The following is a 17649-nucleotide window of genomic DNA, read 5'->3' as shown; positions in this document are numbered from 1 at the left end:
TATGAATATAATACTAAAAGTATATCATTAAGAATAGTATTTTACAATTGCAAGAATTTTTGAAAAGGAGTGAATCCAAATGGATAATATATATAATATATTTAAAAATAGGAAGCCGACTATAATAGGAAATTTCAACAGGGCATCAGTTATGCTTCTTTTGACAGAAAGTAATTGTGATCCACAGGTAATATTTGAAGTGAGATCAATGAATTTATCACATCAACCAGGAGATATATGCCTTCCAGGTGGAAAGATAGAGAAGGATGAATTCCCAAAAGATGCTGCTATAAGGGAAACCATGGAAGAATTGAATTTGAACAGAGAAGACATTGATTTTATAGGAGACATGGATTATGTAGTTACACCATTCAACTTTATGATGTTTCCCTTTGTATCAAGATTAAAAGGAGATTATAATATAGTCCCAAATAAATCTGAGGTGGATCATGTTTTCAAGGTACCGCTGAAATTCTTTATAGATACCAGGCCTGATGCTTATGAACTTCCACTGGTTCAAGAATTGGATGAAAAATTTCCATATCACCTCATAAATGACGGCAAAAATTACAAATTCAGAAAGGGAAGTGTAAGAGATTATTTTTATAGATATGAAGACTATGTCATATGGGGGTTTACTGCACTTGTATTGAAAAGATTTGCGGATATAGTAAAATGCGGGGGAAAATTATAAATTTCCTCTCCGCAATAAATTTACTCTTCATAGGTTGATGAATATTTGTGAAGTAGATCCTGTTTTAGATTCCAGAGTTTTGTAGACAAATCTACGTAGTAATTGTGAGGATTCTCAAATCTTAAGACCTCAGGCCACATTTTTTCCGTTTCCTCTTTTACAATATTTCTGATATCCATTACGTCAGGACTTTCATATATCAATTTTCCGTGATCAAATATTTTTACCATCAAATCTTTGATGTAGTAGTTCTTCAATTTCTTCTTTTTCCATGTAAAGACCGGATCAAATATTTCTAGAGAATTTGAAGCATCCAGTTTCTCATCTCTTAAAGTTATCAAGTCGGCTATTGCCTTGTTTTCATCCTTGTCATACAATCTGTAGATTTTTTTGAATCCAGGATTTGTTATCTTTTCTTCATTTTCACTTATCTTTATCTTTGGGATTATATTTCCATTCTCAGCTTCTACGGCAACCAGTTTGTATACCCCTCCAAAGACAGGTTCCGATCTTGCGGTTATGAGTCTTTCTCCCACGCCGAAAGAATCAATGTATGCACCCTGACTAAGTACATCCCTTATGATGAATTCATCCAGAGAATTTGAAATTACTATTTTAACATCATTGAAACCTGCATCATCAAGTATTTTTCTGCACTTTTTGGTAAGGTAGGTTATATCACCGCTGTCTATTCTTATTCCTTTAGGCCTTTTCCCGTTTGGAAGAAGTATTTCTTTAAAGACCCGTATGGCATTTGGAAGTCCAGATTTGAGTACATTATAGGTATCGATTAAAAGTACGCAGTTGTCCGGGTATATCTCCGCCCATGCCTTGAAGGACTCATATTCTGATGAGAAAAGCTGTACCCAGCTGTGTGCCATTGTTCCTACGGCCGGTATTCCAAACATCTGTTCTGATATAGTGCAGGCTGTTGAACTGCAGCCGCCTATGACGGCAGCTCTGGCACCATATATTGCACCGTCATATCCCTGGGCACGTCTTGAGCCAAATTCCATGACAGGTCTTCCCTTGGCTGCTTTGCAGATCCTGTTTGCCTTTGTGGCAATTAAAGTCTGATGGTTTATAGTCAAGAGTATCATGGTCTCTACAAACTGGGCTTGTATAGCCGGGCCTCTGACAGTTATAAGAGGTTCATTCGGGAAAACAGGATTTCCTTCTGGAATTGCCCATACATCGCAGGTGAATTTAAAATTTTCTAAGTAGTCTAAAAACTTTTCTGAAAAATCCTCTTTGCTTCTTAAATAATCTATATCGTCTTTTGAAAAGTTTAGATTGGACAAATATTCTATTACCTGTTGAACACCTGCCATAATGCAATATCCGCCTTCATCGGGTATTTTTCTGAAAAACATATCAAAATAAGCTATTCTATTTCCTATATTACTTTCCAGATATCCATTGGACATGGTGAGTTCGTAGAAATCAACAAGCATGGTGAGATTTCTGCTGGTTCTTATATCGAAATTTTTTATGTATTCCATAAATAAAATCTCCTCTGTTTATGTTTTAATCATATAAATTATGACAATAATCAATATATGAATATTGTAATACTTTAATGAAATTATTACAATAGCAACATTTAAATGGATTACATGAGTTGCAGGAGATAGATATGAAAATGGAATTGGACCCAATGCAGGAAAAAGCTGTTTATACAGACTACAGAAATGTGGTAGTTTGTGCGCCGCCCGGCTCAGGAAAAACTACCGTTATTATAAACAGGGTATACAATCTTGTGGAAAATAGAGGAATAGATCCGTCCAATATACTGGTGATAACTTTCACTAAATCTGCGGCGGAAAATATGAAGTATAGATATTTGAAAATATCATCAGGCAGGAACAGGACTCCTTTTTTTGGAACTTTTCATTCTCTCTTTTATAGAATATTATCCAAATACGGAAACAAAATTGATATAATAAGTGAAGACGGGGCTCAGAAGCTTATTACCGGTATTCTGCGATTGTATATGGATCAGGTTGAATCACAGAAAGTGAAGTATATTTTAAATGATATTTCCCATTTAAAAAGTGAGAGCTGCAATATGGATGATTTTAAGAGCAAGGTAGATAAAAGTATTTTTAAGCATTGTTTCAACGTATATGAAGAATACAAGAAAAAGCACTGCCTAATGGATTTTGACGATCTTCAATTTAAGGCTAGGGAATTATTCCTTGAGAACAGCTATATTTTGAATAAATGCAGAAATATATTCAAATATATATTGATTGATGAATTTCAGGATTCCGACAGAATACAGATGGAACTTTTGAAACTTATAGCATATGGGAATTCAATATTTGCAGTAGGGGATGAAGATCAATGCATATATGGCTTCAGAGGCTCGAACCCGGAATGTATGGTGAATTTTGACATGTACTTTGACAGAGGTAGAAAACTTTTTCTGAACATGAATTATAGAAGTGTGGAAAATATAGTTGAACTTTCCAAAGTACTCATATCAAATAATAAAAACCGAAATGACAAAATTATAAAGCCTCATAGAAAAAAACATGGCAATATGGAATTTATGACTTTTAAAAGTGTTAATGAAGAATCAGATTATATTTCATTTAAAACAACTGGAAATAGATATAACTTTGAAGACACAGCCGTTTTTTACAGGAGCAATATGGAGTCAAGGAGCATAATAGACAGTTTTCTAGCACATGGTATAAAATTCAGATTTCTGAATGAACCATATAATTTTTTTGAACATTATGTCTGCAGAGACATAATTGCCTATTTGAAACTTTCTGTTGATGGATATGATAGAAAAAGTTTTGAGAGAATTGCAAACAGACCATACAGATATATAAGCAGGATAAATATAGGAAAGGTTAGGGAGAACCCTATAAGGGACAACTGCTTTGATATATTGAAAGATATGGGAGGGATTTCAAATTCGCAAATAAAGGTTGTACATAAACTTAAAAGAAAAGTGGAAAAGTTGAATAAGATGCCATTACAGAAAACTGTTGATTTTATAATGTATGATATAGGGTATATGCAATATCTTAAAGTATACTGCAGCAAGATTGATGAAGATATTTCTAAAATTGAATATATTGTGGAAGAATTCAGGGAAGTGTCAAAGAAATTTTCCAGTATAGATGAACTTCTGAAATATATAGACAAATTTTCAAATGCCACAGCTAAAAGCTTGTCCTCAAATGAAGGCATTGTACTGAGTACTATTCACGGTGTGAAGGGTATGGAATTTGCCAATGTGTTTATGGTGAACTGTAATGAAGGAATAATTCCACATGTAAACAGCATACCAGGAAACATAGAAGAGGAAAGGAGGCTATTTTATGTTGGAATTACAAGGGCCATAGATAATCTGCATCTGTGTTCCGTAGAAACATTTGGAGGAAAGCCAAAAAAAGTATCCAGATTTATAAATGAATGTGTTCCATACATTTAAATTCAAAGAACTATCCTAAATTATTTTTCCAAGCATCATCATTATTGTTGAGCTGAGAATTGATATTACAGCGGTATTCAGAAACTTATCCGGAATAAAATAGCAAGCTACAATTAGAGATAAGGCAGCTAATATAGAAAGGTGGTTAAGTAAAACCTTTCTTTTTTCACTTTTTATTTTTTTGTTGATATTGTCTACTGGTGAAAAAATACAAATTAATACAAAAGAAATAGTCAATAATAATATCAAGACCACAATATTTATTGACAGATATCTGCCTAAAGTAATTATTGATAGAAATACGATAAAACTAATGCAAAAGCAGCCCCAATAAGTTTTTGCATGGTAACCGCCTGAAAACAATCTAATTGGACAAAAAAACAAAAGGGCAATCAGATAATAGTCCTGAACAGAAAATATCCAGAATATAATAAAGTAAGGGACTAATTTTGTAATTTCATCAAAGAAACAAATCAAACCATATTCCATCTTTTTTAATTGAAGTTTTGAGAATTCAGGATTTGACTCGGAAATTTTTTTTACCAAACAAGTTATGAAAGTGTTCATTTATCTGCCTCCTCCAAGTTAAATGCAACTAAAAATTTTGTGGTTTCAAGATTACTTTCCAGGGATATGCATCCATTATTTTGCTCTATCAACTGCCTGGTAATGTACAGACCAAATCCATGATCATCCGATTTTTCAGTCTTTGTAGAAAAACCTCTTTCAAAAATTCTATCTTGAATATTTTTAGGGATCATACCTGCATTGTCGGAAATTTCAATATAAAATTTACTGCCTTCAATAAAAGTATCAAAGGTTATTTTTTTATTTTCAGTATTGGGATTGGACTGAAATGCTTCAAATGCATTGTCTATAAGATTGCTTACAATGCTTATCAATTCATTTTCTTTAATGTTTAATTTGCTGAAGGGCTCATCAATCATTATATCAAGGTCTATATTGTTTTTATCGGCAAAATTATTTTTAATGGATAATAATCCGTCTAAATAGGCATTGCCTGTATTTATAAATTTAAATGATGAATGGAGATTACCTGATATTCCGTTTATATAATTTTTTATTTTTTCAACGGTATCTGGTCTGTTTAATGAGCAAAGTCCCCATATAACATTGATATGATTTGCAAAATCATGCTTTTCCTGCCTGATGATACTGATTATTTCTTCCATGTTGCTTATTTGACTTTCTTGGATTTTATATCTGGATTCTATGTTTAGCATCTTTTTGTATCTGTTTATCTCTTTTAATTGAAGTATTAAAAATATAAAGTATAAAATAAATACAGTACAGTTGTAAATTTTAATATATTTTACATTAAAAATACCAAAACTCATAATAAATATAATAAGACCGAAAATACCAAATTGAATTATTGACTCTGATAACATTTTATCTTTTGAATTAAATAATTTAAGTTTAATAAAGATTTTATTAAACCTAAAAATGAGTATCACGATAAATATTTGAAGTAATTTTGAAGTAATTAAAAAAATCACGTAATATTCTTTAATTGATAAGAATGTATTTAAATTTATATTATATATAAATATTCCAACTGCTTGGATAAAATTTTCTGTAACAAAAATTATGGAAAGAAATAGGAAAAATATTACACACGAAGCAAAAATTCGTATCTTTGCAATATATGATAATAGTAAGATGCAAAATATTGAAAGAAATATTGTGTGGTATACTTTACTAATATAAAAAGTACTAAAATAATTAGCAATAATATATAATATACAAAAATAAATAGTTTTAAGTTTATTTTCTTGTATAAATTTTTTGTTGTTATATAAGGCTTCAAAAGTTACTAAAAAAAGTATAGATTCTATACTATCTGTTATTAGTTCTCTTATAATGTACATACTTTTCTCCTAATATAGTTGATCTAGGCTTTCCTGTAGATATCATATTACAAATTAGAAATATCTATAGAAAAGCCTAATTTAAATTACTTCAGCAGTTCATCAGGGCATTTTGGCTGATAACCACTAGCAAGGGAATTAGGGAATATAACCAATGCCCCCAATACCAATGCTAAAGAACCAATGCCTTTCATTAAATTTTTTGTTATGAATCCTTTGACGTTTTTCATTTTAACAACCTCCCATAAGTTTTAATAATGTAAATAATACATTATTTTATACATTCTACAATAATTTAAAATTTCCTCTATAAATTGTAAAAAAATCGAAATTAATTTAAAAAATTAAATTAGCCACAAAGACTTCATGGAAAGTTTATTTGACATTCAAGTGGATTTTGGTATACTTGATATATGGAAAGCTTGCTTTCCATAAGGAGGATTAAAATGTGAAAAACCGGCTGGAAGAAATACGAAAGAAACATGGGTTAAAACAGGAAGATCTGGCGGCGGCTCTTGAAGTATCGAGGCAGACAATAGGGTCTCTTGAAAATGGCAGATATAATCCATCAATAATACTGGCTTTTAAAATAGCAAGATATTTTAACATGAGTATTGAAGATATTTTTATTTATGAGGGGGAGGAGAATGAAAAATAGCATTTATTATGTCATGACTGTAGTTGGTGAGCATAGGAGTATATCTTGTCAAGACGGTTATTATTGAACCTTATGGAATACTTAAAATTCTGCCGTCGCAGAGCTATAAAGGATTATACTGACATTAAAAAGCAGATGGAAATTGACAGAAAAGATGAACGTAACGTTGCCATTGTAAGACGGGTAAAAGCCAGGGGATATGATATTAAGAAATTGGAGTTATAAAGATAAATTCCAATAAATCTACTGCTAGGTTGATTTATTGGAATTTAATATATGGAGTATTTGTTAAGGAATGGCTTTTTTATTCTTCATGTCATGATTACAATGAAATATTTCTTAATTCTATTTATCTAACAAGCATACATCTTCACCGTGTTGTTTACGTATTTCAATATTTTTTCGTCCCCATTGACACATAATGTCAATGATCTTATTTGCAGTTTTTCCATATTCGGTGATATAGTATTCAACTTTCGGGGGCATTTGGTTATATCTTGTTTTTCCAACGATTCCGTCCCGTTCTAAATTACGGAGCTGTTGTATTAGAACTTTCTCGGATACGGTAGGAATTAGCCGTTGCAATTCGCTGGTTCTCTTTGGACCGGACATCAACAAACATACTATTAAAGCCTTCCACTTGCCACCTAGAATTTCAAGTGTTGCTTCGATTCCCAAATTATATTGTTTCACAGTATCGCCTCCACTATTATTTTAGCATGTCTGTGCAAGCAATTGTTATACATACCTAAAAGTTAGTATCTTGCTTACTTTATTGTGCGTATTTACATTTTTGAATTTGGAGTTGATAATAAATATGAAACCAATATTGCATATTTGTTGGTAAAGAAAGGACTGATAATTATATGAAAGCTCTTGTAATTTTAACTCACCCGGACATTGAAAATTCGAGGGTAAATAAAATCTGGAAGCAGGAATTGGTCAAATATCCTGATGATATTGAAATCCATGAACTCTACAGAGACTATCCGGATTGGAAAATTGATGTTGAAAAAGAGCAGGGGTTGTTAGATATACACAATTATATTATTTTTCAATTTCCGGTATATTGGTATAGTTATCCGCCGCTGCTAAAAAAGTGGTTGGATGATGTGTTTACCCACGGTTGGGCTTACGGTTCAAATGGGCACAAACTGGAAGGCAAAAAATTCGGACTGGCTCTGTCCATTGGTGACAAAAGGGAAAATTACTCTCATACCGGTTCTGTAGGATTTACTGTTGATGAAGTGATTACACCCTTTAAGGCATCTGCTAATCATGTAGGTGCTATTGTACTACCTCATTTTGCATTCTTCGGTTCTTCATTTCAGGCTACGGATGATGAAGTAGATCAGAGTGCAAAAGATTATGTTGAGTATATTTTAAAATATAATACATGATTCCAGGCTTTCAGTTGTCTCCTATGATAAAAAGTGTATTTAGAAATGAAGCTTGATTGTTTCGACATGTATTCTTTCAGTCTATACTCTGCTTATTGTAAGTATCACACTTAAAAGTGCGTACTTCCTTTTTCTGTTACAACGATTATAATAAAAAATATAATTATAGGTGCAAGACTTAGGGGGTCGATATTATGTCGAATATTTTTTCTCCACTTCAAGTAAAAGATGTCCATTTTACAAATAGGATTGTGATGGCTCCTATGGTTCGCTTTGGCTTTTCTTGCAAGAATGGAATCATGGGTGAAAAGTTGTTGCAGGAATATTTGGAGCGGGCAGACAAAGACATAGGCTTGATGATAAGTCAGGTGCTTTGTGTATCGCCCGATGCAAAAACTGCAGGTGGAGCCGGCGCCTATTCAGAGGATCATATCGGTTATCTCCACAAGATGGCTGAAGCCGGACATAGGAACGGAAGCTGTTTTTTTGCACAACTCGGTATGCCAGGTTATGCATTTTATGACAATTTTATGAAAGACGTCAACAGCTTGACAACACAGGATTTAATCAAAATACGGGACAAATTTATCCATGCCGCAGAAATTTGTAAAAAGGCCGGACTGGATGGGATAGAGATGCATGGAGCCCATACTTTTTTCCTGAACATGATGTCCTCGGTCTGTTCTAATAGACGTCAGGATATTTATGGCGGCGATCTTTTTGGCAGATTGACTTTGGCAAAGGAGATCATTGAGGGAATCAAAAGTTTTGCCGGGGACAACTTCATCGTATCCTATCGAATGGGATGGTGTGACAGCCTGGATACTGATGTACAAACTGCTCAGCTTCTGGAGAAAATTGGAATTGACATGCTCCATGTATCCACCGGCATCCCGGAAGATCGGAAATTGGAACTGCCTCAGTCCTTTGAATACAATGATGTAGTTTATACTGGATGTCATGTAAAAAAGCATGTAGGTGTCCCTATAATTGTAGTGAATGACATTAAGACGCTTGGAAGAGGAAACAAGCTTATTGAAAATGGTTGCTGTGATTTTGCTGCATATGGAAAGCCGTTTTTAGCCGATGGTGCGTTTGTAAAGCACTCCATTGGAAATATGGACTACAAGCCGTGCTTTGAATGCGGTAACTGCCAGTGGTTTACAAATGGTGAAAAATGTCCTGCACGGCTGCTGCTAAAACGCCAGGCGACAAAAGCGGCGGAAAGTGAAAGGTGAGAATAATGGATTTTTTAGAGTTGGCTAAGAAACGCTATTCGGTTCGGAATTTTGATACAAAACAAGTAGAACAAGAAAAAGTGGACTTGATTCTGGAGGCTGGTAGGCTTGCTCCCACAGCATGTAATAATCAGCCACAAAGAATCCTTGTTCTGAATACAAAGGAAGATATGGACAAACTAAAAGTCTGTACTCCATTTACATTTGATGCTCCATTAGCTTTAATTGTTTGTTATGATAAAATAACCAGTTGGAAAAGGACATTTGACAATCAGGATATGGGAATTGTGGATGCAAGTATTGTAGCTACCCATATTATACTAGAAGCAGCCAATCTTGGATTAGGAAGCACATGGGTTGGCCATTTTGATCCTGAAAAAGCAAAGACAGCTTTTTTTATGCCAGAGAATATCGTTCCGGTTGTGGTACTGCCGATTGGCTACCTAAATGAGATAAGTATTCCAAATCCTAATCACAATAAGCGCTTTGATCTAGCGAAAACTGTGGTCCACAATACTTTTAATACTCAGTGAAATTAGAGCCAGCAGTCAAGTTGATATTGCCTGCTGGCTCCAAGTATTGAGTACTTAACCTTTAGCCTCTGATATAAAAGCTCTCATTGCAGCTGTTAGACACTTATTCTTGTGGTATAGTATTTGTGTTGCCATATTAAATTCACATCCATCCAGATCAAACCCCACAAGTCGTCCATTTTGAATTTCTTTCTCTACAGTCATAACGGGAAGCAGGGTTATTCCAAGATTACTCATGGTAAAACTTTTAATTGCTTCAATACTTCCAACTTCCAAAGCTATATTAGGTTTTAGACCTGATTTTTGAAACATTTTCTCAAAAATATTTCTGTAGCTGCAGCCCTTTTCTGTTACAATCAAAGGCTCATCTTTAATATCCTCCATTGTAACCTGTCTTTTGCCGGCAAGTCTGTTTACTGGAGAGGCCAGAAATATCATGGGTTCATTGCAGGATACACAGCATATCAAATCCGGATCAACAGTTTTTTTATCCAGAATGAATGCAAGATCAACTATATTGTTTTTGAGCATACTTCTTAAATCCGAACAAACTCCAACTTTAATTATGATCTCTACTTCAGGATATTTCATATGATAGTTTTTAAGTAGTTCTGGAAGCCTCATAGTACACAGGGACTCCACAATTCCTATTCTTAAAATTCCACAGGGAATACCTATGCCACCCACTGCTTCTATTGCCTCCTCTGTAAGACTTATTATGTTTTCTGTATATTTGAGAAATACTTGGCCTTTTAAAGTAAGGTGTATTTTTCTTCCGATTTTTTCAAACAGTTTTACACCAAGCGCCTCCTCCAAAAGTTTAATCTGGGTTGTAATAGTGGACTGGGCATATCCCAATTCCTCTGCTGCCCTGGTGTAACTTTTCAAATGGGCAATTTCTGAAAATGTTATCAGATTTCTAAACTCCATAATATACCTCCAATCACTTCAATAAAATCGAATTGTATTTTCAAATAATTCAATTTTATTAATAGTTAATCTTATGCTAATATAAATCCATTGGAAATTCAATGAATTTTTGATTGAATTTTTAAAAAAGCACAGCCGGCTGTAATCAAATTAAAAAAAGATAGGAGGTAAAATATGAGTAAAAATATTGGAACAATAACACTTTCCGGCCTCATATCAGGCTCGGTACTGGGATCGGGAATAATACTGCTGCCGCCCATTGCCTACAAGCTGGTCGGGAGATGGGCAGTAGCTGCCTGGATTATTATAATGCTGCTTGGTGTTATATTTGCCTATGTTTTTATATTCTTGAGTTTGAAAAGTCCTGGAAATGAAGGCGTTGCAATTGCAGTTGGAAATGCTTTCGGAGGTTTTTTTCGAGAACTGACTTCAAATTTTCTCACAGCGGCAGTTTGTTTTGGCCCTACAGCAGTTTTGATTACAGCTTCAGAATTTTTAAAAAACTTTAGCCTTTTTTCAAATATAAAGGTGGAGATAATCGCAGTTGGAATGGAAATCATATGTACCATAATTCTTATGTATGGAGTAAAAGCCCTGGGAAAATTCACTTTAATCTTAACGGGATTTACAGCTGTACTACTATTTTGCGGAGGTATGTATACACTGATTTTTGCTTCAAATGTACATGTACATCAAACCTCCTTTTCCATTTCCAAATTTGAATATACTCTCCTGATTTTATTTTGGGCAATCATAGGATGGGAAATTGTAGGCAGCTATATTGAAGATATAAAAAATCCTAAAAAAACGCTTGTTGAAGCAATGACTGTAAGCTTAATAGTAATTATCAGCTTATATATTATTATTGCCCTTTCCATACAAAATGTGTCTGCCGGTAATCACGATATACTGGCAATCATGACGCCTCTGTTTGGCTCGTTTTCTTTGCCTGTAATCACTGTTGCTGCATCAGGATTATGCATGTGCACCTACCTTATGGTAGTCGGGGGAGTTTCAAGAATGAGTGCACAGCGTGGGGCAAACAATAAACTGCCTGCATATCTGTCATATGTAAACAGATATGGAAGTCCCATTAATGCTATCATAACACTTGTATGTATACATTTTGTAGTCTTATCTCTGTCTGCTGCAGACTTTATAAATCTGGATAAAATTATAACCTGTGCCAATGTATTTTTCCTATCCAATGCAATAATTGGATTAGCTGCTGGATTTAAGCTGCTGCACAATATCAAGCTGAAAATTGCGATTTTCATACTCATCATATCATTTGTGCTATTATTGCTTAAAGCAGCGTTATGGAGTCTTTTACTTCTAATTTCAGTGATACTTTTATCTATATATACTAATAAAATTGTATCATAATATTTATTGCTTGAGGATAATACTTTTTCATCTATTATGCTTTACATAATAGATGAATTAATATATAATAATATCAGCACTAATATGCATTGCACAATAGATGAGGTAGGAGGGATAATTTGAAGCAGACTCAGCTCTTGAAGGGTGTGCTGGAAGGATGCGTGCTTTTGATTGTTTTAGAGAATCAGGTATACGGATATGAGATGATTCAGCTGCTAAAAAAACACGGGTTTAAGGAAATAGTTGCTGGTACCGTATATCCGCTGCTGCAAAAATTAGAGAAGCAAGGTTATCTTTCCAGTATGATAAAACCTTCCCCGGAAGGCCCCGATAGAAGATATTATTGTATAACCCCGGAGGGGAAGGCTCACTGCAGGGATTTTATTGAACAGTGGAAGGATTTGGTGTCAAAGGTTGATGATCTGATAAGTTTAAAAGGAGAAAAATTGGATGAATAAACAAAATAATTCTGTAAAAAAAGCTATTGAAACGAATAATCAATTACGAAAAAAATTAACGGATGAAAATAAGGAGTATTATGAACAACTCCTGGTATACATCCGCAGTGCCGGACTATTTTATGATGATTGTGAGATAGAAAACTTGTTGCTGCAGATTTTGCAGGATATAATTTCTGCTCAGGAGGATGGACAATCTGCTGAAGAATTCTTTGGGAAAAGGCCTCAGCTGGCGGTGGATGAATTGATTCACAATCTTGGCAAAGCAAGCAGGAAAGAAACATTGAAATTGGTAGGCCTTGTTTTTGGCATCAGCTCCTTTTTTGAACTTCTGGGTGCATTGACTTCTCCAGATAAGGGAATAAATCTTCTCGTATTGATTATATATGGCATGTTGAGCTTTTTATTTGTGGGAATTGTATTTTTTATAATACACAGGAGTATCTATACAAAAATCATTAAAGGGAAAGTTGCATCCTTCCTGTTTACGTGGCTAATATGTTCTCTGATTATTGGTTCATTTATATTGATTGAGAGATTTATTCCCCCTCTGTTTACACTGCATTTGTCAAATATACCGGCAATTTTAATAATATCTATGCTGCTTATTGGAAGTGTTGTTCTGGTACTTATCCACAGTAAACAGGATGGGCGGATGTGGTGGCCTTTTCTACCTTTTGTATGGATTTCAGGCCTTATTGGAATTGCTTCAAGGCTGCCCATGACGGAAAACTGGATGTCAAGCAGTAATGGAAAAATTACCTCGGCAGTGTTGACCGGCTTTGGATTTATTATTTTCTGGGGATTGACTTATTTGTGCCTTAGGGAAAAGAAAGGATAGTTATTCTCCTGTTAACTTTACATATTCAGGAGAATGCCCTGTATAAGGAAGAAATTTATCTATAATGTTTTTTGTCATAATTTTAAGGCTTGAAGTATTAATACAGGGATGACATCCCAGATATTCTTCCTTTATTACATCTTCATCGATTAAAAGTCGTACTTTATGTCCTGTATCGTTCATAAGTCCCATAACACTCACGGATCCTGGTGTGATATCAAGATATTTTTCCATATATTCTGCTGGTGCAAATGAGAGACGGGAAGATTGAATCTGTGAAGATAATTCCTTTGCTTTAAATCTTTTGTTTCCTGATATCATAAGCAGATAAAAATTGTTTTTCCGGCTATTGCATAAAAATAAATTTTTACAGATGGTAATGTCCAAAAGCTTATCTACATCGTGGCAGTCATCGATACTTGCTGTTGCATCATGATCTATACGAATATAGGGTATATCAAGCTTTTCCAGCAAATTGTAAACTGCCATTTCCTTGGATAATCGAGAACCGGATGGTTTTGTAGTATAAATAGTTGGATCGATATATATTTTTGACATTAGTTAATTAAACCTCTCTTTTACTTGGTTAATTTCTTTACTTATTCCATACTCATTATATCATTTATACTACTATTGCTTAAAGCAGCTTTATGGAAAATTTAAAATTATACTATTTGTTTGAAACACTAAAGAGCACCGTAGAATTCAAATATGAATGTTACGGTGCTCAGTGATTATTTTATAGATCTCTACTCAGGAAAACATCCTTTGCAGCTGAAACGGCATTTAATACTTTTGGAAATCCGATATAAGGAATACACTGTATAAAAACTTCAATTATTTCCTTCTTTGATATTCCCACATTTAATGCTCCGTTAATATGAACATCTAATTGTTTTTCACATCCGCCTAGTGCCGCAAGTGTAGATAGGGTAACCAGTTCTCTCTGTTTTAAATCCAATGACGGCCTGGTATAAATATCGCCGAAAGCAAACTCTATAATATATTTTCCTAGATCCGGGGCAATATCATTAAGTGATTCTACTACTTCTGTGCCTCCTGTTCCGTCAACTTCACTTAGTTTATTTATTCCTAGTTCATAACGACTTTTCATGGTTGAATTACCTCCTTGTGTTTGATAAGATTATGTTACATGCTGGAGTTAACTCCATGTCAATAGGCAGGTGTATATATTTGAATTACCATATTGGAGAATTTTCTAAAAAAGTTGGATTAAGTATTGATACGTTACGATATTATGAAAAAATTGGCTTGATCCATCCCAAGAGAGATGGGATCAATAGGCGGATATATTGTGAAAGAGATATATCATGGCTCAATTTTATATTTAGATTAAAAGATACAAATATGCCGATTAAACAAATCCAATATTATTCCAAGCTTCGATATATGGGAGATACCACTTTGAAAGAGCGCTTGAAACTGTTGGAAAAGCAGATGGATAGACTGCATATTCAAAAAAGCAATATAGAGGATAATATACTGCATTTGGAGCAAAAAATTGGCATTTATAAAGAAAAAATTAAGGAGCAAGAGGTTGATAAATGAGAAACATGAGACAATTAATGAAAAACTAAGGAAAACAATAGTGTTTGAAAATTCGGATAAAGACGGAGATGGCATAAAGGATCAGGAGGATATACTTTTTGGAGCGAGAAAAGAAGCAGACAAGAAAGTAAAATATAAGTCAGGTTATTATTTGGGCGGATACCCTCCGGAAGATGAAGGGGTGTGTACCGACCTGGTCTAGAGGGCTTTTAAGGATGCAGGGTATAATCTCAAGGATATGGTGGATGAGGATATGAGGGAGAATCCTGGAAACTATAAGGCAATTCAGAGCAGACCGGATTCAAATATAGACTTCAGAAGAGTATCTGTTCTCTATGTTTATTTTAAAAATCATTCAGCCGGTATTACTACCAAGCTGAAACCTAATGATTTTGAAAACTTAAGACAGTGGCAGCCGGGGGATATCTTGACTTTTGATCACACTGAACACATAGCGATAGTTTCCGATAAAAGGAGATCAGATGGCATCCCATATATAATACATAGTACGCCGCCCTATGCCAGAGAAGGTGATGAAATTATGTACTGGATGCCCAGAATAACAGGTCATTTTAGATTCCCTAAGTAATCATATATAAAAGATAGACACCATCTTTAGTCCGATTTTTAATCCGAAATTTTCTCTTCACAGCTGCAGCAATGAGGAACAGGCAAACCTGAATCATAAGCATTGCAGGCATTTTGGTAGTAGCTGAGTTTACGGTCAATTAAATGGAGATTTTTCTTTAAGGAGTCTATTTGTTTTAGTACATTTTCTTTGTGTCTTAGGAGCATGTCATTACGGGCATGTAGTGTATAATTTCCTTGATTCTGCCAGTCTGTAAACTTTTTTATATCTTTTATGCTCATTCCTGTATTTTTCAGACAACAGACCACAGAAAGCATTTCCAAGTCATCTGGGGTAAAAATGCGGTTTCCCCATTCGTTTCTTTTGATAGAAGGCAGCAATCCTTCCCGGTCATAATATCTTAATGTATATGTGGTTAAATTCATTTTTTTGGCTGCCTGGGAAATAGTGTATTCCAAATTAATCACCTCAAATCATATTCTATTTTATTATTATACATCTTATAGTTAACTCTAAGGCAAATGCAAGAATAAATAAATTTTTTTGTTGTATACTATTGACTTACAGTTACCTAAAAGGTTTATAGTTGTAATAATGATGAATATTTGAAAGAAGGTTGAATTATGAAGGTTGTAGCTATCAACGGAAGTCCGCGAAAAGGCGGAAATACAAGTCAGGCTTTAAATGTAATGGCAGATGAGTTGCAAAAGCAAAATATAGAAGTGGAAATTATTCAAATTGGACATTTGGATATCCATGGATGCATAGGATGTGGGTACTGTTCGACTTCAGAGAAAAACAGATGTGTTTTTAAGAAGGATATTGTCAATGAGGCAGCAGAAAAGATGAGATGGGCAGATGGATTTATTTTGGCATCACCTACTTATTATGCCGGAATTGCGGGGACCATGAAATCTTTCTTGGACAGGATTTTTTATACTAGTTCAGGTTATTTCAAGTTTAAAGTGGCAACTTCAATTTCGGTTGTCAGACGTGCAGGTGGTGTGGATGTAGTACATCAATTGAACAACTATCTCAATCTTGCGGAAACGATTTTACCACCGTCTCAATATTGGACATCAGCCTATGGCATGGATAAAGGTGAGGTCATGAAGGATGATGAGGGCATACAGACACTTCGTAAAAATGCAAGAGCCATGGCCTGGCTTCTCAAAGTAATCAATAATGGAAAGGAGAAATTTCCTTTGCCTGATGATGAAAATCGCATTATGACAAATTTTATTAGATAATTTGTTATGTGAAAATATTCTAGGAGGAAAAGTTTATGAAAGTAATCGCTGTTAACGGAAGCCCAAGGAAAAATAAGAACACTGCTACTCTTCTTAATAAAGCACTTGAGGGAGCAGCTTCAAAAGGTGCCGAAACAGAACTTATACATCTTTATGAATTGAATTACAAAGGCTGTGTAAGTTGTTTCGCCTGTAAAATAAAAAATGGAATAAATCATGGTAGATGCGGGTTTAATGACGATTTGACATCTGTTCTTCAAAAAGCTGAAAAAGCCGATGCAATTATTCTTGGTTCACCAATTTATCTTCAAGGAATTACGGGAGTTATGAAATCATTTTTAGAAAGACTTATATTCCCATATTTAAAATACGATAAAAATCATTCCAGTATTTTTGGAAGAAAAATATCAACAGGATTTATTTATACTATGAACGTAACCAACGAACAAATGAAAAAATTTAGATATAGGGAAAATCTTAGATTTATGGAAGAGGATATGGAAAGAATTTTTGGTATATGTGAATCATTAACTGTTAATGACACATATCAATTTGATGATTATTCGAAATATAATGCCACATTGTTTGACGAAAATAAAAAAGCCAAAGTGAGGAAGGAACAATTTCCCAGAGATTGTAAAGCTGCCTTTGATATGGGAGTAAGATTTGTAGAACAAGCTAGTATATAGATTATTGAAAATAAATTAATATATTTTACTTTGGGATTTATTTTCATTTATACTATAATATCATATAAATA

22 protein-coding genes and 1 pseudogene are annotated in these 17649 nt (G+C 34.1%); 14 read left to right on the top strand and 9 right to left on the bottom strand.

The window, feature by feature from the left end; all coding sequences use genetic code 11:
• Window positions 1-79: 79 nt before the first annotated feature.
• Window positions 80-694: an NUDIX hydrolase gene (locus LKE46_RS06680; protein WP_291719622.1), complete on the top strand. Its 615-nt coding sequence runs from the start codon at window positions 80-82 to the stop codon at window positions 692-694.
• 20 nt (window positions 695-714) lie between these two features.
• Here the strand turns inward: LKE46_RS06680 and LKE46_RS06675 are convergent, their stop codons facing one another.
• Window positions 715-2196 carry a nicotinate phosphoribosyltransferase gene (locus LKE46_RS06675; RefSeq protein WP_291719620.1) on the bottom strand — a complete coding sequence of 494 codons (1482 nt, stop codon included), beginning with the start codon at window positions 2194-2196 and terminating at the stop codon, window positions 715-717.
• Window positions 2197-2330: 134 nt separating this feature from the next.
• Between LKE46_RS06675 and LKE46_RS06670 the strand changes: the two genes are divergently transcribed.
• The gene (locus LKE46_RS06670; protein ID WP_291719618.1) at window positions 2331-4145 is read left to right on the top strand and encodes an ATP-dependent helicase; all 1815 of its coding nucleotides are present in this window, start codon (window positions 2331-2333) and stop codon (window positions 4143-4145) included.
• Between the two features lie 15 nt (window positions 4146-4160).
• On the opposite strand, the gene LKE46_RS06665 is transcribed toward LKE46_RS06670, so the two are convergent.
• The 3 genes from LKE46_RS06665 to LKE46_RS06655 all read right to left on the bottom strand — a co-directional run bounded on the left by LKE46_RS06665 (window position 4161) and on the right by LKE46_RS06655 (window position 6267).
• Entirely contained in the window at window positions 4161-4712 is a 552-nt protein-coding gene (locus tag LKE46_RS06665; protein WP_291719616.1) for an accessory gene regulator B family protein, read from the bottom strand.
• Entirely contained in the window at window positions 4709-6037 is a 1329-nt protein-coding gene (locus tag LKE46_RS06660) for a sensor histidine kinase (protein WP_291719614.1), read from the bottom strand. The genes LKE46_RS06665 and LKE46_RS06660 overlap by 4 nt, the downstream gene beginning before the upstream one ends.
• Window positions 6038-6123: 86 nt before the next feature.
• The gene (locus LKE46_RS06655; protein ID WP_291719612.1) at window positions 6124-6267 is read right to left on the bottom strand and encodes a cyclic lactone autoinducer peptide; all 144 of its coding nucleotides are present in this window, start codon (window positions 6265-6267) and stop codon (window positions 6124-6126) included.
• Between the two features lie 218 nt (window positions 6268-6485).
• Between LKE46_RS06655 and LKE46_RS06650 the strand changes: the two genes are divergently transcribed.
• Entirely contained in the window at window positions 6486-6695 is a 210-nt protein-coding gene (locus LKE46_RS06650; RefSeq protein WP_291719610.1) for a helix-turn-helix transcriptional regulator, read from the top strand.
• A 45-nt stretch (window positions 6696-6740) separates the two neighbouring features.
• Complete coding sequence (locus LKE46_RS06645) at window positions 6741-6920, top strand: hypothetical protein (protein ID WP_291719608.1); 180 nt, start codon at window positions 6741-6743, stop codon at window positions 6918-6920.
• Between the two features lie 120 nt (window positions 6921-7040).
• On the opposite strand, the gene LKE46_RS06640 is transcribed toward LKE46_RS06645, so the two are convergent.
• The gene (locus tag LKE46_RS06640) at window positions 7041-7388 is read right to left on the bottom strand and encodes a winged helix-turn-helix transcriptional regulator (protein ID WP_291719606.1); all 348 of its coding nucleotides are present in this window, start codon (window positions 7386-7388) and stop codon (window positions 7041-7043) included.
• A 173-nt stretch (window positions 7389-7561) separates the two neighbouring features.
• Between LKE46_RS06640 and LKE46_RS06635 the strand changes: the two genes are divergently transcribed.
• From LKE46_RS06635 to LKE46_RS06625, 3 genes are all read left to right on the top strand, one after another.
• Complete coding sequence (locus LKE46_RS06635) at window positions 7562-8095, top strand: NAD(P)H-dependent oxidoreductase (protein WP_291719604.1); 534 nt, start codon at window positions 7562-7564, stop codon at window positions 8093-8095.
• Window positions 8096-8289: 194 nt separating this feature from the next.
• Window positions 8290-9333 (top strand): NADH:flavin oxidoreductase, encoded by a 1044-nt coding sequence (locus LKE46_RS06630; protein ID WP_291719601.1) that lies wholly within the window; start codon window positions 8290-8292, stop codon window positions 9331-9333.
• A gap of 5 nt (window positions 9334-9338) precedes the next feature.
• On the top strand, window positions 9339-9866 hold the full coding sequence (locus LKE46_RS06625; RefSeq protein WP_291719599.1) for a nitroreductase family protein: 528 nt from the start codon (window positions 9339-9341) through the stop codon (window positions 9864-9866).
• 54 nt (window positions 9867-9920) lie between these two features.
• On the opposite strand, the gene LKE46_RS06620 is transcribed toward LKE46_RS06625, so the two are convergent.
• Window positions 9921-10796, bottom strand: coding sequence for a LysR family transcriptional regulator (locus LKE46_RS06620; protein WP_291719597.1), 876 nt, complete (start codon window positions 10794-10796; stop codon window positions 9921-9923).
• Between the two features lie 174 nt (window positions 10797-10970).
• Between LKE46_RS06620 and LKE46_RS06615 the strand changes: the two genes are divergently transcribed.
• From LKE46_RS06615 to LKE46_RS06605, 3 genes are all read left to right on the top strand, one after another.
• Window positions 10971-12182: an APC family permease gene (locus LKE46_RS06615; protein ID WP_291719595.1), complete on the top strand. Its 1212-nt coding sequence runs from the start codon at window positions 10971-10973 to the stop codon at window positions 12180-12182.
• A gap of 119 nt (window positions 12183-12301) precedes the next feature.
• Window positions 12302-12640, top strand: a complete 339-nt coding sequence (locus LKE46_RS06610) for a PadR family transcriptional regulator (RefSeq protein WP_291719593.1) — start codon at window positions 12302-12304, stop codon at window positions 12638-12640.
• Window positions 12633-13481, top strand: a complete 849-nt coding sequence (locus LKE46_RS06605; protein WP_291719591.1) for a DUF1129 family protein — start codon at window positions 12633-12635, stop codon at window positions 13479-13481. Before LKE46_RS06610 ends, LKE46_RS06605 begins: the two co-directional genes overlap by 8 nt.
• Here the strand turns inward: LKE46_RS06605 and LKE46_RS06600 are convergent, their stop codons facing one another.
• Both LKE46_RS06600 and LKE46_RS06595 read right to left on the bottom strand, forming a co-directional pair.
• The gene (locus LKE46_RS06600; protein WP_291719589.1) at window positions 13482-14039 is read right to left on the bottom strand and encodes a prolyl-tRNA synthetase associated domain-containing protein; all 558 of its coding nucleotides are present in this window, start codon (window positions 14037-14039) and stop codon (window positions 13482-13484) included. It lies immediately after the preceding gene.
• 181 nt (window positions 14040-14220) lie between these two features.
• The gene (locus LKE46_RS06595) at window positions 14221-14595 is read right to left on the bottom strand and encodes a carboxymuconolactone decarboxylase family protein (protein WP_291719587.1); all 375 of its coding nucleotides are present in this window, start codon (window positions 14593-14595) and stop codon (window positions 14221-14223) included.
• 80 nt (window positions 14596-14675) lie between these two features.
• On the opposite strand from LKE46_RS06595, the gene LKE46_RS06590 reads away from it, so the two are divergent.
• Complete coding sequence (locus LKE46_RS06590; protein ID WP_291725599.1) at window positions 14676-15050, top strand: MerR family transcriptional regulator; 375 nt, start codon at window positions 14676-14678, stop codon at window positions 15048-15050.
• A gap of 40 nt (window positions 15051-15090) precedes the next feature.
• Window positions 15091-15639 (top strand): annotated as a pseudogene (locus tag LKE46_RS06585) (DUF1287 domain-containing protein).
• A 38-nt stretch (window positions 15640-15677) separates the two neighbouring features.
• On the opposite strand, the gene LKE46_RS06580 reads toward LKE46_RS06585, so the two are convergent.
• Complete coding sequence (locus LKE46_RS06580) at window positions 15678-16097, bottom strand: MerR family transcriptional regulator (RefSeq protein ID WP_291719585.1); 420 nt, start codon at window positions 16095-16097, stop codon at window positions 15678-15680.
• A gap of 165 nt (window positions 16098-16262) precedes the next feature.
• On the opposite strand from LKE46_RS06580, the gene LKE46_RS06575 reads away from it, so the two are divergent.
• Window positions 16263-16889, top strand: a complete 627-nt coding sequence (locus tag LKE46_RS06575) for a flavodoxin family protein (RefSeq protein ID WP_291719584.1) — start codon at window positions 16263-16265, stop codon at window positions 16887-16889.
• 35 nt (window positions 16890-16924) lie between these two features.
• Entirely contained in the window at window positions 16925-17578 is a 654-nt protein-coding gene (locus tag LKE46_RS06570; RefSeq protein ID WP_291719582.1) for a flavodoxin family protein, read from the top strand.
• Window positions 17579-17649 lie beyond the last annotated feature (71 nt).

It is taken from the genome of Clostridium sp., assembly GCF_022482905.1.
Lineage (GTDB): Bacteria > Bacillota > Clostridia > Clostridiales > Clostridiaceae > Clostridium_B.
Note: the sequence above shows the minus strand (reverse complement) of the source record. Positions and strands in the feature narration are given on the sequence as shown.